The organism is Scytonema sp. PRP1 (genome assembly GCF_036697665.2).
GTDB lineage: Bacteria > Cyanobacteriota > Cyanobacteriia > Cyanobacteriales > Nostocaceae > Kalymmatonema > Kalymmatonema gypsitolerans.
Window position 1 is genome coordinate 15840 of the sequence record NZ_JBAHYJ020000077.1, and the last position, 16301, is coordinate 32140.

At 44.0% G+C, this 16301-nt stretch carries 10 protein-coding genes and 1 pseudogene; 6 read left to right on the forward strand and 5 right to left on the reverse strand.

Translation table 11 applies throughout. The features are described from left to right. Positions 1-41: 41 nt before the first annotated feature. Positions 42-2537: a response regulator gene (locus V5G28_RS17590; protein WP_332989210.1), complete on the reverse strand. Its 2496-nt coding sequence runs from the start codon at positions 2535-2537 to the stop codon at positions 42-44. 518 nt (positions 2538-3055) lie between these two features. On the opposite strand from V5G28_RS17590, the gene rpsO reads away from it, so the two are divergent. From rpsO to aroF, 3 genes are all read left to right on the forward strand, one after another. Further along, positions 3056-3325 (forward strand): 30S ribosomal protein S15, encoded by a 270-nt coding sequence (rpsO, locus tag V5G28_RS17595; RefSeq protein WP_332989212.1) that lies wholly within the window; start codon positions 3056-3058, stop codon positions 3323-3325. Positions 3326-3337: 12 nt separating this feature from the next. Continuing rightward, positions 3338-3805 carry a PAM68 family protein gene (locus tag V5G28_RS17600; protein ID WP_332989214.1) on the forward strand — a complete coding sequence of 156 codons (468 nt, stop codon included), beginning with the start codon at positions 3338-3340 and terminating at the stop codon, positions 3803-3805. A gap of 604 nt (positions 3806-4409) precedes the next feature. Next, positions 4410-5468, forward strand: coding sequence for a 3-deoxy-7-phosphoheptulonate synthase (aroF, locus tag V5G28_RS17605; protein ID WP_332989216.1), 1059 nt, complete (start codon positions 4410-4412; stop codon positions 5466-5468). Between the two features lie 35 nt (positions 5469-5503). Here aroF and V5G28_RS17610 read toward each other — a convergent pair whose 3' ends face one another. The 3 genes from V5G28_RS17610 to V5G28_RS17620 all read right to left on the reverse strand — a co-directional run bounded on the left by V5G28_RS17610 (position 5504) and on the right by V5G28_RS17620 (position 8789). Then, on the reverse strand, positions 5504-6409 hold the full coding sequence (locus V5G28_RS17610; protein ID WP_332989218.1) for a hypothetical protein: 906 nt from the start codon (positions 6407-6409) through the stop codon (positions 5504-5506). 69 nt (positions 6410-6478) lie between these two features. Then, a complete protein-coding gene (locus tag V5G28_RS17615) occupies positions 6479-7072 on the reverse strand; it encodes a DUF1517 domain-containing protein (protein ID WP_073634501.1) in 594 nt (197 codons plus the stop codon). A 484-nt stretch (positions 7073-7556) separates the two neighbouring features. After that, positions 7557-8789 (reverse strand): RNA-guided endonuclease InsQ/TnpB family protein, encoded by a 1233-nt coding sequence (locus tag V5G28_RS17620; protein WP_332989238.1) that lies wholly within the window; start codon positions 8787-8789, stop codon positions 7557-7559. Positions 8790-9107: 318 nt separating this feature from the next. Here V5G28_RS17620 and V5G28_RS17625 point away from each other — a divergent pair. Both V5G28_RS17625 and V5G28_RS17630 read left to right on the forward strand, forming a co-directional pair. Next, positions 9108-9946, forward strand: a pseudogene (locus tag V5G28_RS17625) (prephenate/arogenate dehydrogenase). A 431-nt stretch (positions 9947-10377) separates the two neighbouring features. Further along, a complete protein-coding gene (locus V5G28_RS17630; protein WP_332989222.1) occupies positions 10378-11172 on the forward strand; it encodes a hypothetical protein in 795 nt (264 codons plus the stop codon). 587 nt (positions 11173-11759) lie between these two features. On the opposite strand, the gene V5G28_RS17635 is transcribed toward V5G28_RS17630, so the two are convergent. Then, entirely contained in the window at positions 11760-13910 is a 2151-nt protein-coding gene (locus V5G28_RS17635) for a caspase, EACC1-associated type (protein WP_332989225.1), read from the reverse strand. Between the two features lie 581 nt (positions 13911-14491). Here V5G28_RS17635 and V5G28_RS17640 point away from each other — a divergent pair. Beyond that, positions 14492-15745: an HhoA/HhoB/HtrA family serine endopeptidase gene (locus V5G28_RS17640; protein ID WP_332989227.1), complete on the forward strand. Its 1254-nt coding sequence runs from the start codon at positions 14492-14494 to the stop codon at positions 15743-15745. The last annotated feature ends 556 nt before the right edge of the window (positions 15746-16301 follow it).

A 16301-nucleotide genomic window follows, 5' to 3' on the forward strand; every position in this document is an offset into this window, starting at 1 on the left:
TCTGCCCGATTAAATTTCTAAGCAACTTAGTATGAGTAGGGTTATTTTGTACGCAGTTGCGATTGGGGACGGGAACTTCTACTGCTCAGATTTCTCTGTGATAACACACGATCACATCTTGCCAATGCTGTTTGATACAGTGTGTCCAAGTCTGTGCCATCGTGTAAATAACTAGAAATTCCTGCGCTAAATGATACGGAAAAATCTTTTCCGTCAGGAGTGAGAAACTTTTCTTTGCCTGAATTGACAGATATTTCCTCTATCCATTGTCTTCCGTATTTTTGTGTCATTCCATACATTGCTACAACAAACTCAGCACCACCCCATCGGCAAAGAATTTCACTTTGAAAATGTCGTCGTAACAGTCTTCCAAATCTAGACAACACTTCATCGCCCACAGCATGACCGTACTGTTGGTTAATTTGCTGAAGGTGATCGATTTTTAGAACAGCAAAGCACAAAGGCTGATTGTGGCGATGGGCTAGAGTCAGTAACTGGTTGAGTTCTTGGGTTGACTGGCGACGATTAGCCACTCCAGTCAAAGCATCGATTTCAGACATAGTCCGCAGCATACGTGTTCGATCCAAGCGGTTAAGGATGCGAGTCACCAGTTCTGGACCGACAATGGGCTTGCTGACATAATCATCTGCGCCAGCAGCAAACACGCGTCGCATCGTATCCGCATCAGTGCGTGCAGTTAGAAATAGTACTGGTAAGCCGCAATGGCGGGGATCGTTACGCACAACTTGGCACAGTTCAATCCCGTTCATTTGAGGCATATCTACATCTAAAACCAGCAAATCTGGTGTTGTCGCTTCCAAGGTTTCCCAAAAGTTCAGGGGATTTTCCAAAGTCGAAACTTTAAGACCCCAAGGCTGTAACAAAGAAGATACAGCCGATAGTATAAGCGGATCGTCGTCCACAATCAGGACTTTAGCTGCAGCCTTACGCGATCGCTGTAGCAGATTTGTGACTGTCTCCATTACCAGGGCTGAAGCTACTGGTTTTTGTAAACAACCCTGTCCGCCCAGACGGGCTATTTGTACTCGGTCAAGCAAATTATCTTGATTTGTGATCACTAATACTGGTACTGGAGGTGTACAACAGTTGAGTTCTGCTAACAACCTCAAACCATCCTCAGTGGTGTTACCACAAAGGTCAAGAACCACCGCATCGGGGCGATTATTACTTAGCTCCTCCCTGGCTAGTGCTGGATTTATGACTATTTGGGAGCGCATTTCCCTATTGACGGCTGACTTGACCAACTCCTGGGCCAGTGACTTATCCTGGCTAACTACCAACATAAAGGGACGCTCATCAGCTGATGATTCTTCAGGGGTAGAGTTTGCAGTTGCAAGTTGCAACTCCCGGCGTAGCGCCACAACCAGTTCTGACAAGTGCAGTTTTTGCTGTTGAACCAATGGCTCTTCAGCTTCGAGCAACTCTTCTATTTGTCGAGCCAAAGACGAACCATAGCCAAAGCCAAATAAACCTAGGGAACCCGCTAGCTTGTGAGCTTCTGCATGTGCTTTTGAGAGCAGTTCATCTAAGAGTGCATCTCGAAGCAATGCTGTCGTAGCCTGTTCAATGACCGTAACTCGTTCGCTCAACTTGTCTTTGGTACGCTCCCAAGCGCCAGCAGTTATTCTCTGAGTCTGCTGTTTTATCTCCTCAGGTGTGAGGGATGATGAGGGGGATGAGGTAGATGAGGGGGATGGAGATGGATCAGACGTGGAAAGTTTTTCTCCTTTCACCGCGTCTGCTTGTCTGCGTGTCCTCGTGTCCTTTCCTGCTTCCTTTGCTTCCTCCAAAGTTCCGAGCGGAGGAAGCCTCCGCTCGGACTTCTCTGTGCTCCTCTGCTCCTCTGCTCCTCTCAGGCGGTAGCCAATACCGTACACGGTTTCAATCGGATCTTTGGCAAGTCCCGCTTTTCTAAGTTTCATCCGCAACCCCTTGAGGTGCGTTCTCACTGTATCTTCTCCTGGAGTTTCTTCAAAAGACCAGAGGTGGTCTATGATTGCGCTACAGCTAAATATGCGGTGGGGATTGCGAAGGAAAAGCTCTAGCAAAGCGTACTCTTTCCGAGTCAAATGTAGTAGGTTCCCATCATAGGTCACTTCACAAACACTAGGGTCCAACCGCAAATTCTCCCACTCTAGCAGTGGAGATAAGGCTGGACTTCCCCGTCGCAGTAAAGCGCGGATACGTGCTAGTAACTCTTGGAAATCAAAAGGTTTGGTCACATAGTCGTCGGCTCCAGCATCTAAACCAACGACCTTGTTTGTACTGCTATCCTGAGCGGTCAACAGGATAATCGGTGATTGTATCCCCTGCGATCGCACTCGCCGACAAAGGCTGAGTCCATCTAGTTTGGGTAGCGTTACATCTAGTACTATTAGGTCATAGACTAAAGCTTCTGCTAACTCCCAACCAACTTCACCATCACTAGCAACATCAACAGCGTAATGCTGGGTTGTCAGCAATTCGACAAGCGGATTAAGTATTAGCTCATCATCTTCAATGACTAAAATTCTCATAACAGCGTGCGGACCTCGCGCTTCTCTAAAGAATTGACTGTAAAAATTAGAACCAACTGAACAACAATTAGCCGCACCCACTACCATAACTCAAGCTTAAGGTAGATGCTAGGATTCAATATGCTTTGTAAAGCTGAACACTATATTTTGCGAAAAGTCTAGGGGAATACAGAGGAGAACACGGGGAAAGGGAGACACGCTCGGAGATCGCGAATGACGGTGAGTCGAGCGCTGCACCAGAGAAGTTGCAAGGAGGGTTTCCCTCCGGGCAAACTTCGGGAGGGTTTCCCGACCTAGGCGACTGGCATAAGCGCAAAGCGTGCCGCTAGGCATACGCGTAGCGTCTCCAAAGGAGATACCCGAAGGGCTTTCCTGGCGATACATGGATGCGGGGACGCAAAGAAAATTCTCCTCATTTTCCTTATCTCCCTCATCCTCCTAATACCCCACACTCTAAAGATGATGGCTATGATATTATGGGAAACTGCTGCAGAAATTAGAAATTAATTCATTGGGTCATGACTTTAACGCAACAGCGCAAACAAGAGTTAATCACACAGTACCAAGTTCACGAAACCGATACTGGTTCCGCTGAAGTCCAAGTGGCTATGCTGACGGAGCGCATTAACCGTCTTAGCCAACATCTCCAGGCAAACAAGAAAGACCATTCTTCGCGGCGGGGATTGTTGAAGCTGATTGGTCAACGCAAGCGTCTTTTATCTTATATTCAGGAGGGTAGCCGGGAACGTTATCAAGCTTTGATTGGTCGTCTCGGTATTCGTGGATAGAGAATACTGCTTATGTCTGCCGAATCTGAACGCAGCCGCTTGCCTTTTGAACCAAATAAAAAGCGCCAAAAACCAGCTAAAGCAAAAAGCACACAACCAGAGACCAAGCAGGAATCTGGGAAACAGGATCAGAAGAAGCCACCTTTCACCAAAGAAGAAATAGCAATCCCCCAGGTGGTCAGCCAGCGGATGATTCGCCGAGTGGCTGGCTTCTCCGGTATACCAACAGCTTTGGGTATCAGTAGCCTCATTGTCAGCTATCTGCTGTTAATCTACGCTGGCATCAAACTACCTTCCATCGCGGTGTTACTGGTGAACATGGGATTTTTTGGTTTGGGGGTGTTGGGGATAACTTATGGTGTTCTCTCAGCCTCGTGGGATGAAGACAGAGTCGGGAGTCTGCTCGGCTGGAATGAGTTTAGGACCAATTTGGGGCGAATGGTGGCAGTTTGGCGTGAAACTCGCCAAAAGAATGTATAGTAAGCCACATTTAGCCACAAATTTGGGCATTCAAAGTATGGCACCTTCACTGCGGCACGCGCTAACGCCCTAAGTGCTAGGTGCTATGAAAATTCAAAAAAAGAATACAAGCCCCCACTCGCTGCTCAAACATTCAAAAGCACCGAAGTTGTGATGCTAGTCAACCTCGGATCAGACTTCTCTCAAAATTCAAAGTTTAAAAATAATTTTCAATTTTGAATTAATAATTTTGAGTTCAGCTAAGGGCGTGAGCAGCGTTGAGACTAAATAACTGCGGTGTTGGGTAGATTTGAAAAAAATAATGTTGAAGTTTAAATTTTGTAACTTCAACATTACTAATTCAAAATTTATGCTTTGTTTCGCTGCAATATTCAGTCACGAAACTGCTAAACGCTATTATTGAATAATTGATTTTTCTTTGCTGGTGGACTTTTTCCAATCATCTTGTCTTAATGATTTTGAACCACAGATGAACACCAAACTTTATCTGTGGTTTGATTTATTTAGTTTTATTTCATTAAGAAAGACTTAATCAAAGATCTAATGACGGAATATAACTAGCAATATATTCTAAGATACAACTCAACTAAGCAGGAACTTTAACATGATTGTAGTCATGAAAATTGGTTCCCCTGAGGCGGAAATAGACCGTCTGAGCAAGGAACTCGGCACTTGGGGGCTGACACCAGAAAAAATTGTTGGTCAGCACAAGGTAGTAATTGGTCTGGTTGGCGACACCGTTGACTTAGACCCTTTGCGAATCCAGGAAATTAGCCCCTGGATCGAACAGGTGTTGCGGGTAGAAAAGCCTTTCAAAAGAGCTAGCCGCCAGTTTCGTCACGGGGAAGCTTCTGAGGTAGTGGTGAACACTCCCAATGGACCAGTTTTTTTTGGTGAACATCACCCTGTGGTTGTCGTTGCTGGTCCGTGCTCAGTAGAAAATGAAGAAATGATAGTAGAGACAGCGCGGCGAGTCAAAGCATCTGGGGCACAGTTTTTACGAGGTGGCGCATACAAACCCCGAACTTCGCCTTACGCCTTCCAAGGACACGGCGAGAGTGCTTTGGAATTGTTGGTAAAGGCGCGGGAAGAAACCGGACTGGGCATTATCACAGAAGTCATGGATAGTGCAGACCTGGAGAAAATCGCCCAAGCAGCGGATGTCGTTCAGGTAGGCGCAAGGAATATGCAGAATTTCTCCCTATTGAAGAAAGTGGGAGCGCAGTCAAAACCAGTTCTTCTGAAGCGAGGAATGGCTGCAACCATTGAAGATTGGTTGATGGCTGCTGAGTATATTCTGGCAGCAGGAAATCCAAATGTGATTTTGTGTGAGCGGGGAATTCGCACCTTTGACCACCAGTACACCCGGAATACGCTGGATTTATCAGCAGTACCAGTGTTGCGAAGCCTGACTCACCTACCTATTATGGTTGATCCTAGCCACGGCACAGGCTGGGCTACACATGTACCTTCGATGTCTCTAGGGGCGATCGCCGCTGGATGTGACTCTTTGATGATTGAGGTTCACCCCAACCCGGCAAAAGCCTTATCTGATGGTCCACAATCTCTAACTCCAGAACGTTTCGACCGCTTGATGCAAGAACTTGCAGTGGTTGGCAAAGCAGTTGGGCGTTGGCAGAACCCAGCTGTTGCCGTAGCATAAATTATGTAAAGACGCGCCATGGCGCGTCTCTACAATTATCTGCGTCTACCACCAAAACCAGTTGAGCGTGGGGTTCGAGAACGACCACCACTACCAAAACTGCTACCGCCAGGACTGCGTCTGGTGGTGCTGCTACCAGAGGGTCTTAGGGTACTACCGCCAAAACCGGAACCAGTAGCGCGGCTGCCCGTATTGGTATTTGGGACAGTGCGCCGTACAGTGGAAGAACCACCAGGATATGACCTTCTAATCGTTCCTGTACTGCGGAAAGCAGTCCGGTTTCTCTCTACTGCAGGCGGCGCATTATAGCGTGTGCGATAACTTTGAACCGCATCTCCATAGCTGCGACCATAGCCACCGTACCCAGTCAGCACTCCACCAGGCTGATATGCAGGCGGCACATAATATTGCGGTCTAAACAACATACTACCAATCGCCTGACCTGCCAAAGATCCAGCAACAGAGCCAGCAAAAGGTGCCCAAAAGCTATTTTGTTGACGGACTACGACTGTTTCCTGTTGTCCCGTTTGGGGGTTGGTTCTATTCTCGGTAACGTTGTGGACGTACTCAATTTTGAAATCTTCTGTTAGGTATAAGGCTGGCTGTCCACTCTCTACCTTTAGATAAGTTTTCTTACCTTGTTTGATTTCATCATCGGTCAGCCGCGCCATTTGTAAATTTTGGGTTCTCAAAGTTGGGGGGTTAGCGTTGAGTAGAAACACTGTGTACTCCCCGTCAGCATCGTTAAAAGTTGCTTGCTGCACCGGATACTGACCATCAGCTAGCTTGGTAGTAGCATTACTGATAGCAGTCGTTTGATTGGTGTTGCTAGCTTGAGGTGTCGTTTGGCTTGATCCGCCGCCACCACAGGCGACAGTTGTCAAAGACAAACTAAAAGCTAAAAAAATTGCTGTGAATTTACGCACGATTGTCATGAACATTTGACTATCATCCTATCTCCGAGCTTAACAATTTCTCAATTGGGTGATAAGTGTGGACGACCCAACCAATTACAAGGGAATTAATTCTGGGTAATATTGTAATAGCTGGTCGTTAGTGAGCTCGTCGCCCAACCGAGCTGGTGAAAAATGCACTTGAATTGCCCGTAGTTTATGCTTGTAATGTAAGTTTATTAGAGCTTTCAAGCCTTCTTTGAGTGCAGTAATATTAGCCAAGTCAGCTTCCAAATCTGGGACTTCTCCCTCAAAAGCCACTGTAATCATCACAACGACATTACGTGTGACAGGAATAGATAAAGGTTCATCGTATCCAGAGTCAGAACCAAAATCTGGTTCACTGAGGTAACGTTGGGCGGAGTCTGTAAATAATTCATTCACGTAGTCTCCTGCTTCCCCCTCGGTCCAAAATACGTCACCTTCATTAGCAGCAGAAAGCCAATATTCATCGTACTGCAATAAGGTTTGGCAAATTTCTACCAATCCTTCTCCCAAAACTTCTATGTCACCTTCGGTATCTATGGCTTCCCTTGCAGCACGATTTAAAACTCCCAGAATTGGTGCTACCTCAGATCCACTTAAATGCAGCATAATGCGACAGACCACATACCGAGTCCGACCCATCATTTTATTAAAGGTATCACGCATCTTTTTCCTCCTGAGTGAAAGTTGTTGGTTATTAGTTGTAGCTTACTAACTACTAACTAATGACTTATATAATGGAATCCTTTCACAAAATCAACAATTCTACTCAACGATGAAGTCATTGATTTTACTATTTCAGTCAAATTATCATTATAGATATGAGTAGTATCCTCTCTATTAAATCGTTTTCCTTTCGTTAGGGTGGTCATGCCAAATTAAATTTGGAGTACTATAATTAGTTAAAATTGTTTGTATGTGGGCTTGGAAAAAGTCGGTATCTGCTATTTGCAAAAAAAAATCGTTTCTTTTATCATAGTAGCGTTACTTATTGCTTTTTCTTAAAGATTATTTAATAACTCTACCTATTGAGGAACTTTGAAACCGAGGTTAAAAATGTCTTTGGCTGGAAGTTCATTACAACAGAAATATTTCTCTAGGTAGTTCCTACATCTTTAAATGAAAGAATAGCTATTTGACACTCTCCGCCCTAAAGGGTAGGAGATTCTTGGTTCCTTGACTCGCCATTAGACGACAGGGTTACCCCAATCGCCCAAGAGGGCAAATCTCCCCAAGCGTAAGTTCCCGTGTGTCCCACGGTACTGAGTCCCAGCCTCAGGATATTGATGCTTGCATTCACGTCTCTATCCTCCACAAATCCACAATGTGGACAGACATGAGTCCTAGTCGATAGAGATTTCTTCACCTTCTCGCCACAGCTAGAACAATTCTGGCTTGTGTTATGGGGAGGCACGGCAACTGTAACCTTCCCATACTTGTGACCAAAATATTCTAACCATGACCGAAAAGTTGACCAGCCAGCATCAGATATTGACTTAGCCAGATGTCGATTACGTACCAAGCCCTTGACATTCAAGTCTTCATAGGCTACCAAATCGTTAGATTGGATGACGGAGTATGCCAATCTCTTGCAATACTCTTTTCGTTGCCTACTTACTCTTAAATGCTTCCGGGCATACCGATTTCTGGCTTTATGGTAGTTGGTTGATTGCGGCTCGTGGGCTTTTTTTCTCGTCTTATCGTACTTCTTAGATTTCTTGCGGTTAGCACGTATAAGCTGTTTTTCAGACTTACGGTAGAACTGGGGTGACTGTTCTACATTGCCTTTATTATCAGCAATGAAATATTTCAATCCCAAGTCAATACCTACTACTTGTCCTGTTGGCTGAGTCTCAACCTTCAAGTCAACATCAATTGCAAATTGAGCGTAGTACCCATCAGCACGACGTACTAACCTGACACGCTTAATCTGTTTGACATCGTAGTAATTGAGGTCGTATGTCCCCTTTAATTTGAGGATCCCAATACCTTTTTTGTCTGAGAAGGTTATGGCTTTACGGGTATTTGAAAGCTTCCAGCCACTAGTTTTGTATTCAACAGAACGGCAATGTTTTTTAAATTTTGGGAATCCTTTTTTACCCTTAACCTTCTTTTTGCAGTTGTCGTAGAAGCGAGCTATCGCACTCCAAGCACGTTCAGCCGCAGATTGTCGAGCCATTGAGTTAAGTTCATCCGCAAAGGGAAACTCGGCAGCTAGTACAGCACAATGTTTATTTAAGTCGTATCTATTTAAACTAGTACCTTTGTTATCCATCCAGTAACGCAAACACTTGTTTTGGATGAATTGACTAGTACGGATAGCATCGTCTATCGCTCTGTACTGCAAGTCTTTCCCTTTGACTTTGAACTCGTAAATTATCACTGGTTTCGACCTAACCAAAATTTTCCTTATGTTAGCACCTTTAACATAAAGTCGCCCTAAAAGGGCAAGGTTTTAAACCCAAATTTTTGATAAGCTCTGGGAAATAAACTTTAGTGGCTATTGAGAAAGGAACGTACAAACCCCCTACAGCGACGCCGAATTTCTATATTATGAGGTTATTTCAGTTGCGGGCATTGCTTGCTTGGCAATTTGGGAATAAGCACCCGAAGGCAGCAAAATTCGCTTTAGAACCATAAACTTCCAGTCTGGGGACGGCGAGGTGGAAGATATGACATAGAATCTCAAAATCACAGATACATGAATATTGGTATTTTAGGACTTGGACTGATAGGCGGCTCTTTGGGTTTGGATTTGCGATCGCAAGGACATCATGTTTTGGGCGTCAGCCGTCGAGAATCAACGTGTGACAAAGCATTAGCCCTAGGTAGCGTAGATCAGGCGTCAGTTGACATCAGCTTGCTTACAGCCGCAGAAGTGGTATTTATTTGTACACCTATAGGGTTGATTATTCCCACATTTGAGCAGCTCATCGCTCATCTGCCTTCCAACACACTCATAACTGATGTAGGTTCGGTAAAAACTCCGATAGTTAAGGCGATCGCTCCCCTCTGGGACAATTTTATCGGTGGACACCCAATGGCGGGAAGAACCGATAGTGGTATAGAAGCAGCTATCCCCAATTTATTTGAAAATAAGCCTTACGTGCTGACACCAACAGAAACAACACCAACTGCTGCCATTACAGTTGTAGAGAAAATAGTGCGCGAACTTGGGCGACTCTCTACCATTGTTCCCCAGAAGAGCATGATCGAGCAGTCAGTTGGATTTCCCATTTGCCCGTGATGGTTAGTGCCTCATTGATTGCTGCTTGTATGAGTGAAACTGACTCAAATGTGCTGGAATTAGCCCAAAAGTTTGCTAGTTCTGGCTTTCGAGATACAAGTCGTGTTGGTGGCGGCAATCCAGAATTAGGAGTGATGATGGCGCGGTACAATCGGCAAGCATTGCTCAATTCACTCCAGCAGTATCGCCATAATCTCGACGAATTGATTAGCTTAATTGAGCAGGAAAATTGGACAGCTTTAGAACAACAGTTACAGTCTAACCACAAGGTAAGACCTGAGTTTGTTGAGTAATATTTAAGGCTAGTTTCTGGGAGAAACCAGGTTTCTGAGACTTATTAAGTCACCCAGCGACTTCCAAATTAAAAAATATCTAACTTTTTCTTGTGGGATGGGCTTCTAGCCCGTCCTATAAACTGGGCGGGCAAGGGATGCCCACCCCACTGTTAGGGGATAATTTCTTTGTTGGAAATCCTTATAAAGTAAAAATAAAATTCTTGTAGGGTGTGTTAGGCGCACCCTTTCGACATGATTTGAACGAAAAACATGTTCAAAGCGCCTAACGCACCATCTTATGTCGTGGTGCGTTACGGCTTTAGCCTAAGGCACCCTACTTAAGATTTACTGAACTGATGACACGTGCGTAAGTAATTTCTACTAAATAAGTTTTTGTAAGTTATAAAATATATTAAGTAATCCTGTAATGATTAGGACACTTATCGATAATGGGCGAAGCTATAAACAGAATTCAAAGGCTTAAAGAAGTAAGAAAACAGCTTGCTGATATTATCAATAACCCAAAAAACGTAACTATTATTCACTATTCTTGTGAGAGTTTCTATGACAGACCTGATGGTTCTTCACCCAGAATCACGTCTATCGCCGTAAGAAATCTTTACTCCGGTCAAACAACTTCTTTTTCGATACATCAAGTTGCAGAAATTAAAGCATATTCTAAAGATGATATAGAGATTAATTATAATTCTCTTGAAAAGTTGATGCTAGATGATTTTTATCAATATGTTTCTAGCCATCAGCATTACACCTGGGTGCATTGGAATATGAGAGATATAAATTATGGTTTTCCCGCCATAGCTCATCGCTACAGAGTTTTAGGTGGAAATCCTTTGGAAATAAATGAAAGTAATATGGTTGACTTAGCAAGGTTGCTTGTTGCTATTTATGGTACTAAATACATAAGCCACCCTCGTTTACAAAAACTGATGGAGAAAAATAAAATAACTGACAAAGACTTTTTGAGTGGAGCAGACGAAGCAACTGCCTTTCAAAAAAAAGAGTACGTCAAACTTCATCAGTCTACCCTGAGAAAAGTTGATGTCATTGCTAACATTACCGAACGACTTGGCAACGGAGTTCTCAAAACGAATGCGAAATGGAAAGATATTTACGGAAGCTATCCAGCAGCTTTAGGAGAATTTCTCAAGGAACATTGGATATTTAGCCTTATCAGTTTTATTAGTGCTATTGTTGGGTTAGCAGTTTTGTTTTTCCCTAAATAAATTTAGGGAAAGTAAAACTTTAATACTTCATAAGCCTAAAGTCGTGAGCCTTTTTGTAATTTACCCTTGTTTAAAATAATTTTGAAGGTACGACAGGAAAGTAATTATAAAGCCAACAATAGACGCAGTAAATGCCAGCCAGCCGTATGGTGTTTCTTGCGACCACTTGCGAATATCATCAAGAGTAGCTGCGTTTTTTGCTATGGTTGAATCCTCTCTTACATTTTAGAACTAAAGTACTATGAGCGTGTGAAATAGATTACAGCACTTAAGTTTGAGCGTTTTAAAACTCAATTTATAACTTTGAAGTATATCTTGTCCTACCCAGTTGTGAAGTAAAAATAAAATTCTTGTAGGGTGTGTTAGGCGCACCCGTTCGACATGATTTTAACGAAAAACATGTTCAAAGCGCCTAACGCACCACGATGATATAACATGGTGCGTTACGGCTTTAGCCTAACGCACCCTACTTAAGATTTACTAATTCTGAATAATCCAAAAAGTTAGAAAAATTTGCTCGCGCTTCGCGCGGAAAGTGAAGAGAAAAGAATAAAGCGCAAAGTGCAAAAGGGAAAGACTGTAAAGGGCTAAGAAGTCGTGAACCGCGCAACCACAACACGAAAACCCACGCTGAGGTTCATGAGAGCACGCGCGTACCTGAAGCGGTAGGCGCAACGGCAGTTCCTCGGAGTGTCGTCCCACGAACCGCCACGCAGCAGGCGATAATTATTATTATAATTTTTACTCATCCAAGCGGTGCCATTTGCTAGGGCTTCCTTGTAGTTATCATGCCAGCCATCTTGACACCACTCCCATATATTACCATGCATATCATACAAACCAAAAGCATTTGGTGGAAATTTTCCTACCTCTGTTGTTTGCTGACGATATTCACCCTTTGGTCCAGAACCATAAATAGAGTTGCCGTTGTAGTTTGCTAAATCTGTCGTAATCGTTTCGCCAAAGTGAAAAGGGGTAGTTGTTCCCGCTCGACAAGCATATTCCCATTCTGCCTCACTGGGCAAACGATAGGGCTTTCCAGTTTTGTGAGACAACCGACCTTCTACGAAGCGGCTAAGCCGAACGCAAAATTCTATTGCATCGTCCCATGACACCTTCTCAACAGGTCGATTAGCCCCTTTAAAGAAGGATGGATCTGGATTTAAATCTATTTTGACCTTAGGAAGAGCGGCAACGGTTTTCCATTGAGCTTGCGTCACTGGAAACTTACCCATATAGAAGGGTTGAATGGTGACGGTGTGCTGTGGACTTTCATTATCAAAACGTTCTGGCTCATTCTCTGGAGAACCCATCAAAAACTGACCGCCAGGAATTGCCACCATCTCCAGCAACGCATCATTGCCCAGGTTTTCTGTGAAAAATTCTGCTCGACCTGCATGACGGTTAATTTTGCAGGTTGTTTTTCCTATACCTAAAAATCCCGATTTTACGGTTATTGTGGCATACTCGAACTCAAACTGTTGAGTTTGAATATTAGTTGGAATATTAGTTTGAATAACAGAGGGAGATTTTGGCTGAGAAACTGGTGATGATTGAGTTTCAGGTAGTTCTCGTAATTCTGCTTGCTGCTTTTGTTGCTTAGCTCTTTCTTGCTCTTGCTGTAACCTCTGTGCTTCCTGTTGCTTACGCTCATATTCTGCTTGTTTCGGAGTAATGACCCGTTGTTCAATTGAGGCAATATCTTCATCCCGCAGTCCCAGATACTGCTGATATTCTTTTAAATCTTTTTGGGTTGTCTTGCTGAACGGATACTCTTGAGCAATTGCCTCAATTAATGCGCGCTCATACTCATCGCGCTTACGTTCATACTCCCGATAAGGTTGCAAAACTTCTTGTTCAATTGCAGCGGCTTCTCCTGGAGTTAATCCCCACTCATTCCGCTTTCCGTCTAAAATTCTACGAGCAAAGACAGAAAACTCGTGACCTTCCTTAGCACGAGTTTCTACTTCCTTACGATATTTCACCTTAGGATCATCCTTTGGTGATTTTGCCAGCAGAATCTTATGACCTTCCTCAATTGGGTAAAACTTGGGAGTCATTGCTGGTGCTGCTTCTTTTACCTTGCTGTTAGCATACTCGTGCAGTTCATCAATCGAAATCCAACCATCCCCATCGCGATCCGCTGCACCTTTTTCCATACCTTCGACTAAGTAGCGGGTGTATATGGAAAGATCTGAACCTGCTTGTTCAAATGAGTACTGGGTGGATGTGGAAGAGGTGAGGATTGCCCGCCCTTTACCCCCTAGCTGTTCCTGTAAATTTACAGTACCATCATCTTTGACGGTTAGCCCTTGAGCGATCGCCCCGCTAAAGCAACAGTCTAAGATAATGACCTGTCTTTGGGAACGGCTCTCATTCATACTTTCGTGCAGAACACTGGCTGCTACGGCTGAAGGCTTGACCAATCTGCCATTCTGTGTTTTAGTAGCACGAGTTGAGAGGTAAAGCCTGCCGTTATCATCTTTAATGCCATGACCAGAAAAGTAAAATAATAACAAGTCTTCTTTCTGGCGATGGGCAAACAAATTGTAAATAGCATCTTCCATTTCCTGACGTTGGGGATTTTTGAGTGCTGTGATATCTCCCTCAGCAAAATTTCCTATTTCTGGGTGTGTCAGTACTCGTCGCATTGCTTCAACATCTTTAACCGCAGATGGTAGCGGATTTAATCCGGGTTGATACTCGCTCACCCCTATCAGCAATGCTAGCTTCCCCATCTTTGCCTGCCTACGCCTCTACAAATTTCTGTCTTGTCTCGACTGTTGCCACCAATTCTATTGTGCCTGTTTGCTGACTTTTAGTTTGAGTGTCTTACTATTGCTTCGACTTTTTATTTATGATCATGGATTAAATAACATACAAATCACTCGTTTGATCTCACCCCCAACCCCTCTCCGAACTCGCGGAGAGGGGAGACTTTAACGACAGTTAAAGGCGGGGTGAGGTTTTGTACTTTATTAAATCCGCGTTGCTTAGGGGTTTTTCCACAAAGGGGATCGCCCAGCAACACAAACACAACTTCTATAGATATAATTTCAGTGTTGTCTAGACTGTTGGCACCAATTCTATTGTTCCTGTTTGGTGACTTTTCCTTTGAATGTCTTACTATTGCTTCTACTTTTTATTTAAGGGTTTTTCTAGAAAGCATCTCCCGCAGCAACACAAACACAACTTCTATAGATATATATAGATATAGGACTTACGCAGCCAGGGTTTTCACAAGTCCGTCATCTCTGTGTCACAGCATTGACACAAAGCGTCTTTAGATTGGAAATGTATCGACACTTATAGAAACACTATGTATAAAATACCGCGTGATGGTGATAACCAGTCAGGAACATACAACAAAATCTTAAACAGTTCTTCTTGGAAAAAACCAGCATTTCATTTATCACTGGTATTGCTAGGATCTGGAATGACCTTCGCAGGCGGCTATCTAGCTTCTCATTATCAACAGGTGTCTAAAACCGCGTCTAACCTGGCGGTGAGCCCGGTAAATGCTGCTTTGCCAATACAAGCTGGGACTAATCCTAACTTTGTCATTGGGGTTGTGCAACAAGTTGGACCAGCTGTTGTGCGGATTGATGCTTCCCGAACAGTCAAAACTCAGTTACCAGAGCAATTTAAGGATCCATTTTTCCGCCAATTCTTTGGATCTCAAATGCCAATTCCAGAAAACCGGGTGGAACGCGGTACTGGTTCGGGCTTCATCATGAGTGCTGATGGTCGCATTCTCACTAATGCGCACGTCGTCGCTGGTGCGGATACGGTGAAAGTGACACTCAAGGACGGGCGCACTTTTCAAGGTAAAGTGCTAGGGAGAGATGAATTGACAGATGTGGCTGTTGTCAAAATTCAAGCAGATAAGCTGCCTACAGTAAAGTTGGGTAACTCAGAAAAGCTACAACCTGGAGAAGCGGCGATCGCGATCGGCAACCCCCTTGGTTTGGATAATACTGTCACTACTGGCATTATCAGTGCTACCGGACGCGCCAGCAATCTGATTGGTGCTCCCGATAAGCGAGTAGAGTATCTTCAAACAGACGCCGCGATCAATCCTGGTAACTCTGGCGGACCTCTGCTTAATGCCCAAGGAGAGGTCATTGGGATGAATACAGCTATTATCCAAGGAGCACAAGGATTGGGCTTTGCGATTCCTATCAACACAGCGCAACGAATTTCCAGTCAACTGATAGCGACAGGCAAAGTACAACATCCTTATTTAGGAATTCAGATGGTAGGATTAACGCCTGAGTTGAAGCAAAACATCAACTCCGACCCCAACAGCGGTTTGAGTGTTGATGAAGACCGTGGCGTCTTGGTTGTCAAAGTTATGCCCAATTCACCAGCAGCCAAAGCAGGGATACGTGCTGGTGATGTTATCCAAAAACTCAACGGGGAAGCAGTGGCTGACGCTGGCTCTGTCCAAAAGGCAGTGGAAAATAGCCAAGTTGGGGGAGATGTGCGCATGGAGTTGCGTCGTAATGGGCAAAATCTCAACTTAGCTGTGCGCCCAGGTGCTTTTCCAACTCAACCAAGTCAATTGCAATAAGCCTTTTGCCTCAATGTAGACCTGATTTCTAGGATGAGCCGGACGGCTCATCCTTATTTCTTATCTGTTTTACCAATTCAGGTTCATTACAGCTACAAATTATTTTTACCTGTGACAGGGGTTGATAAGTCTTGAGAATACCAGCAACCCCGCATCAGTATAAAAGAATATTTAACACACAATATAGCAAGAAGAAAGCAAATTTTGACACATATTAACAAGTAAAACGCAAGAATTTTGCTTGTATAGATTGAGGTGTAGTGGTATAGCAACAGCCAAGGTGGTTAGGACATCAACAAATGATAAAACCTAGACACAGAAAGACTTTTCACCCAGTCCCCAGTCCCCAGTCCCTAGTCCCCTGCTATAGATGGAATCAAGGCACTCTGTTTAATCATACAACTATTATGTATGGCGCGTAAGGCGCACCCAGTAGTAATAGCAAGAAGTACGCGCTCAAGTAGTTAACCTATGTAAAATGCAAGACTGAACGCACAGATCACAACAAGAACAGGGATCACAGCACTAAACTCAACTTTTCGTGTCCTCAAGATTT

Coding starts and splice junctions, on each gene's coding strand:
- V5G28_RS17590 (WP_332989210.1), bottom strand. CDS start 2,537: ATGAGAATTTTAGTCATTGAAGATGATGAGCTAATACTTAATCCGCTT.
- rpsO (WP_332989212.1), top strand. CDS start 3,056: ATGACTTTAACGCAACAGCGCAAACAAGAGTTAATCACACAGTACCAA.
- V5G28_RS17600 (WP_332989214.1), top strand. CDS start 3,338: ATGTCTGCCGAATCTGAACGCAGCCGCTTGCCTTTTGAACCAAATAAA.
- aroF (WP_332989216.1), top strand. CDS start 4,410: ATGATTGTAGTCATGAAAATTGGTTCCCCTGAGGCGGAAATAGACCGT.
- V5G28_RS17610 (WP_332989218.1), bottom strand. CDS start 6,409: ATGTTCATGACAATCGTGCGTAAATTCACAGCAATTTTTTTAGCTTTT.
- V5G28_RS17615 (WP_073634501.1), bottom strand. CDS start 7,072: ATGCGTGATACCTTTAATAAAATGATGGGTCGGACTCGGTATGTGGTC.
- V5G28_RS17630 (WP_332989222.1), top strand. CDS start 10,378: ATGGGCGAAGCTATAAACAGAATTCAAAGGCTTAAAGAAGTAAGAAAA.
- V5G28_RS17635 (WP_332989225.1), bottom strand. CDS start 13,910: ATGGGGAAGCTAGCATTGCTGATAGGGGTGAGCGAGTATCAACCCGGA.
- V5G28_RS17640 (WP_332989227.1), top strand. CDS start 14,492: ATGTATAAAATACCGCGTGATGGTGATAACCAGTCAGGAACATACAAC.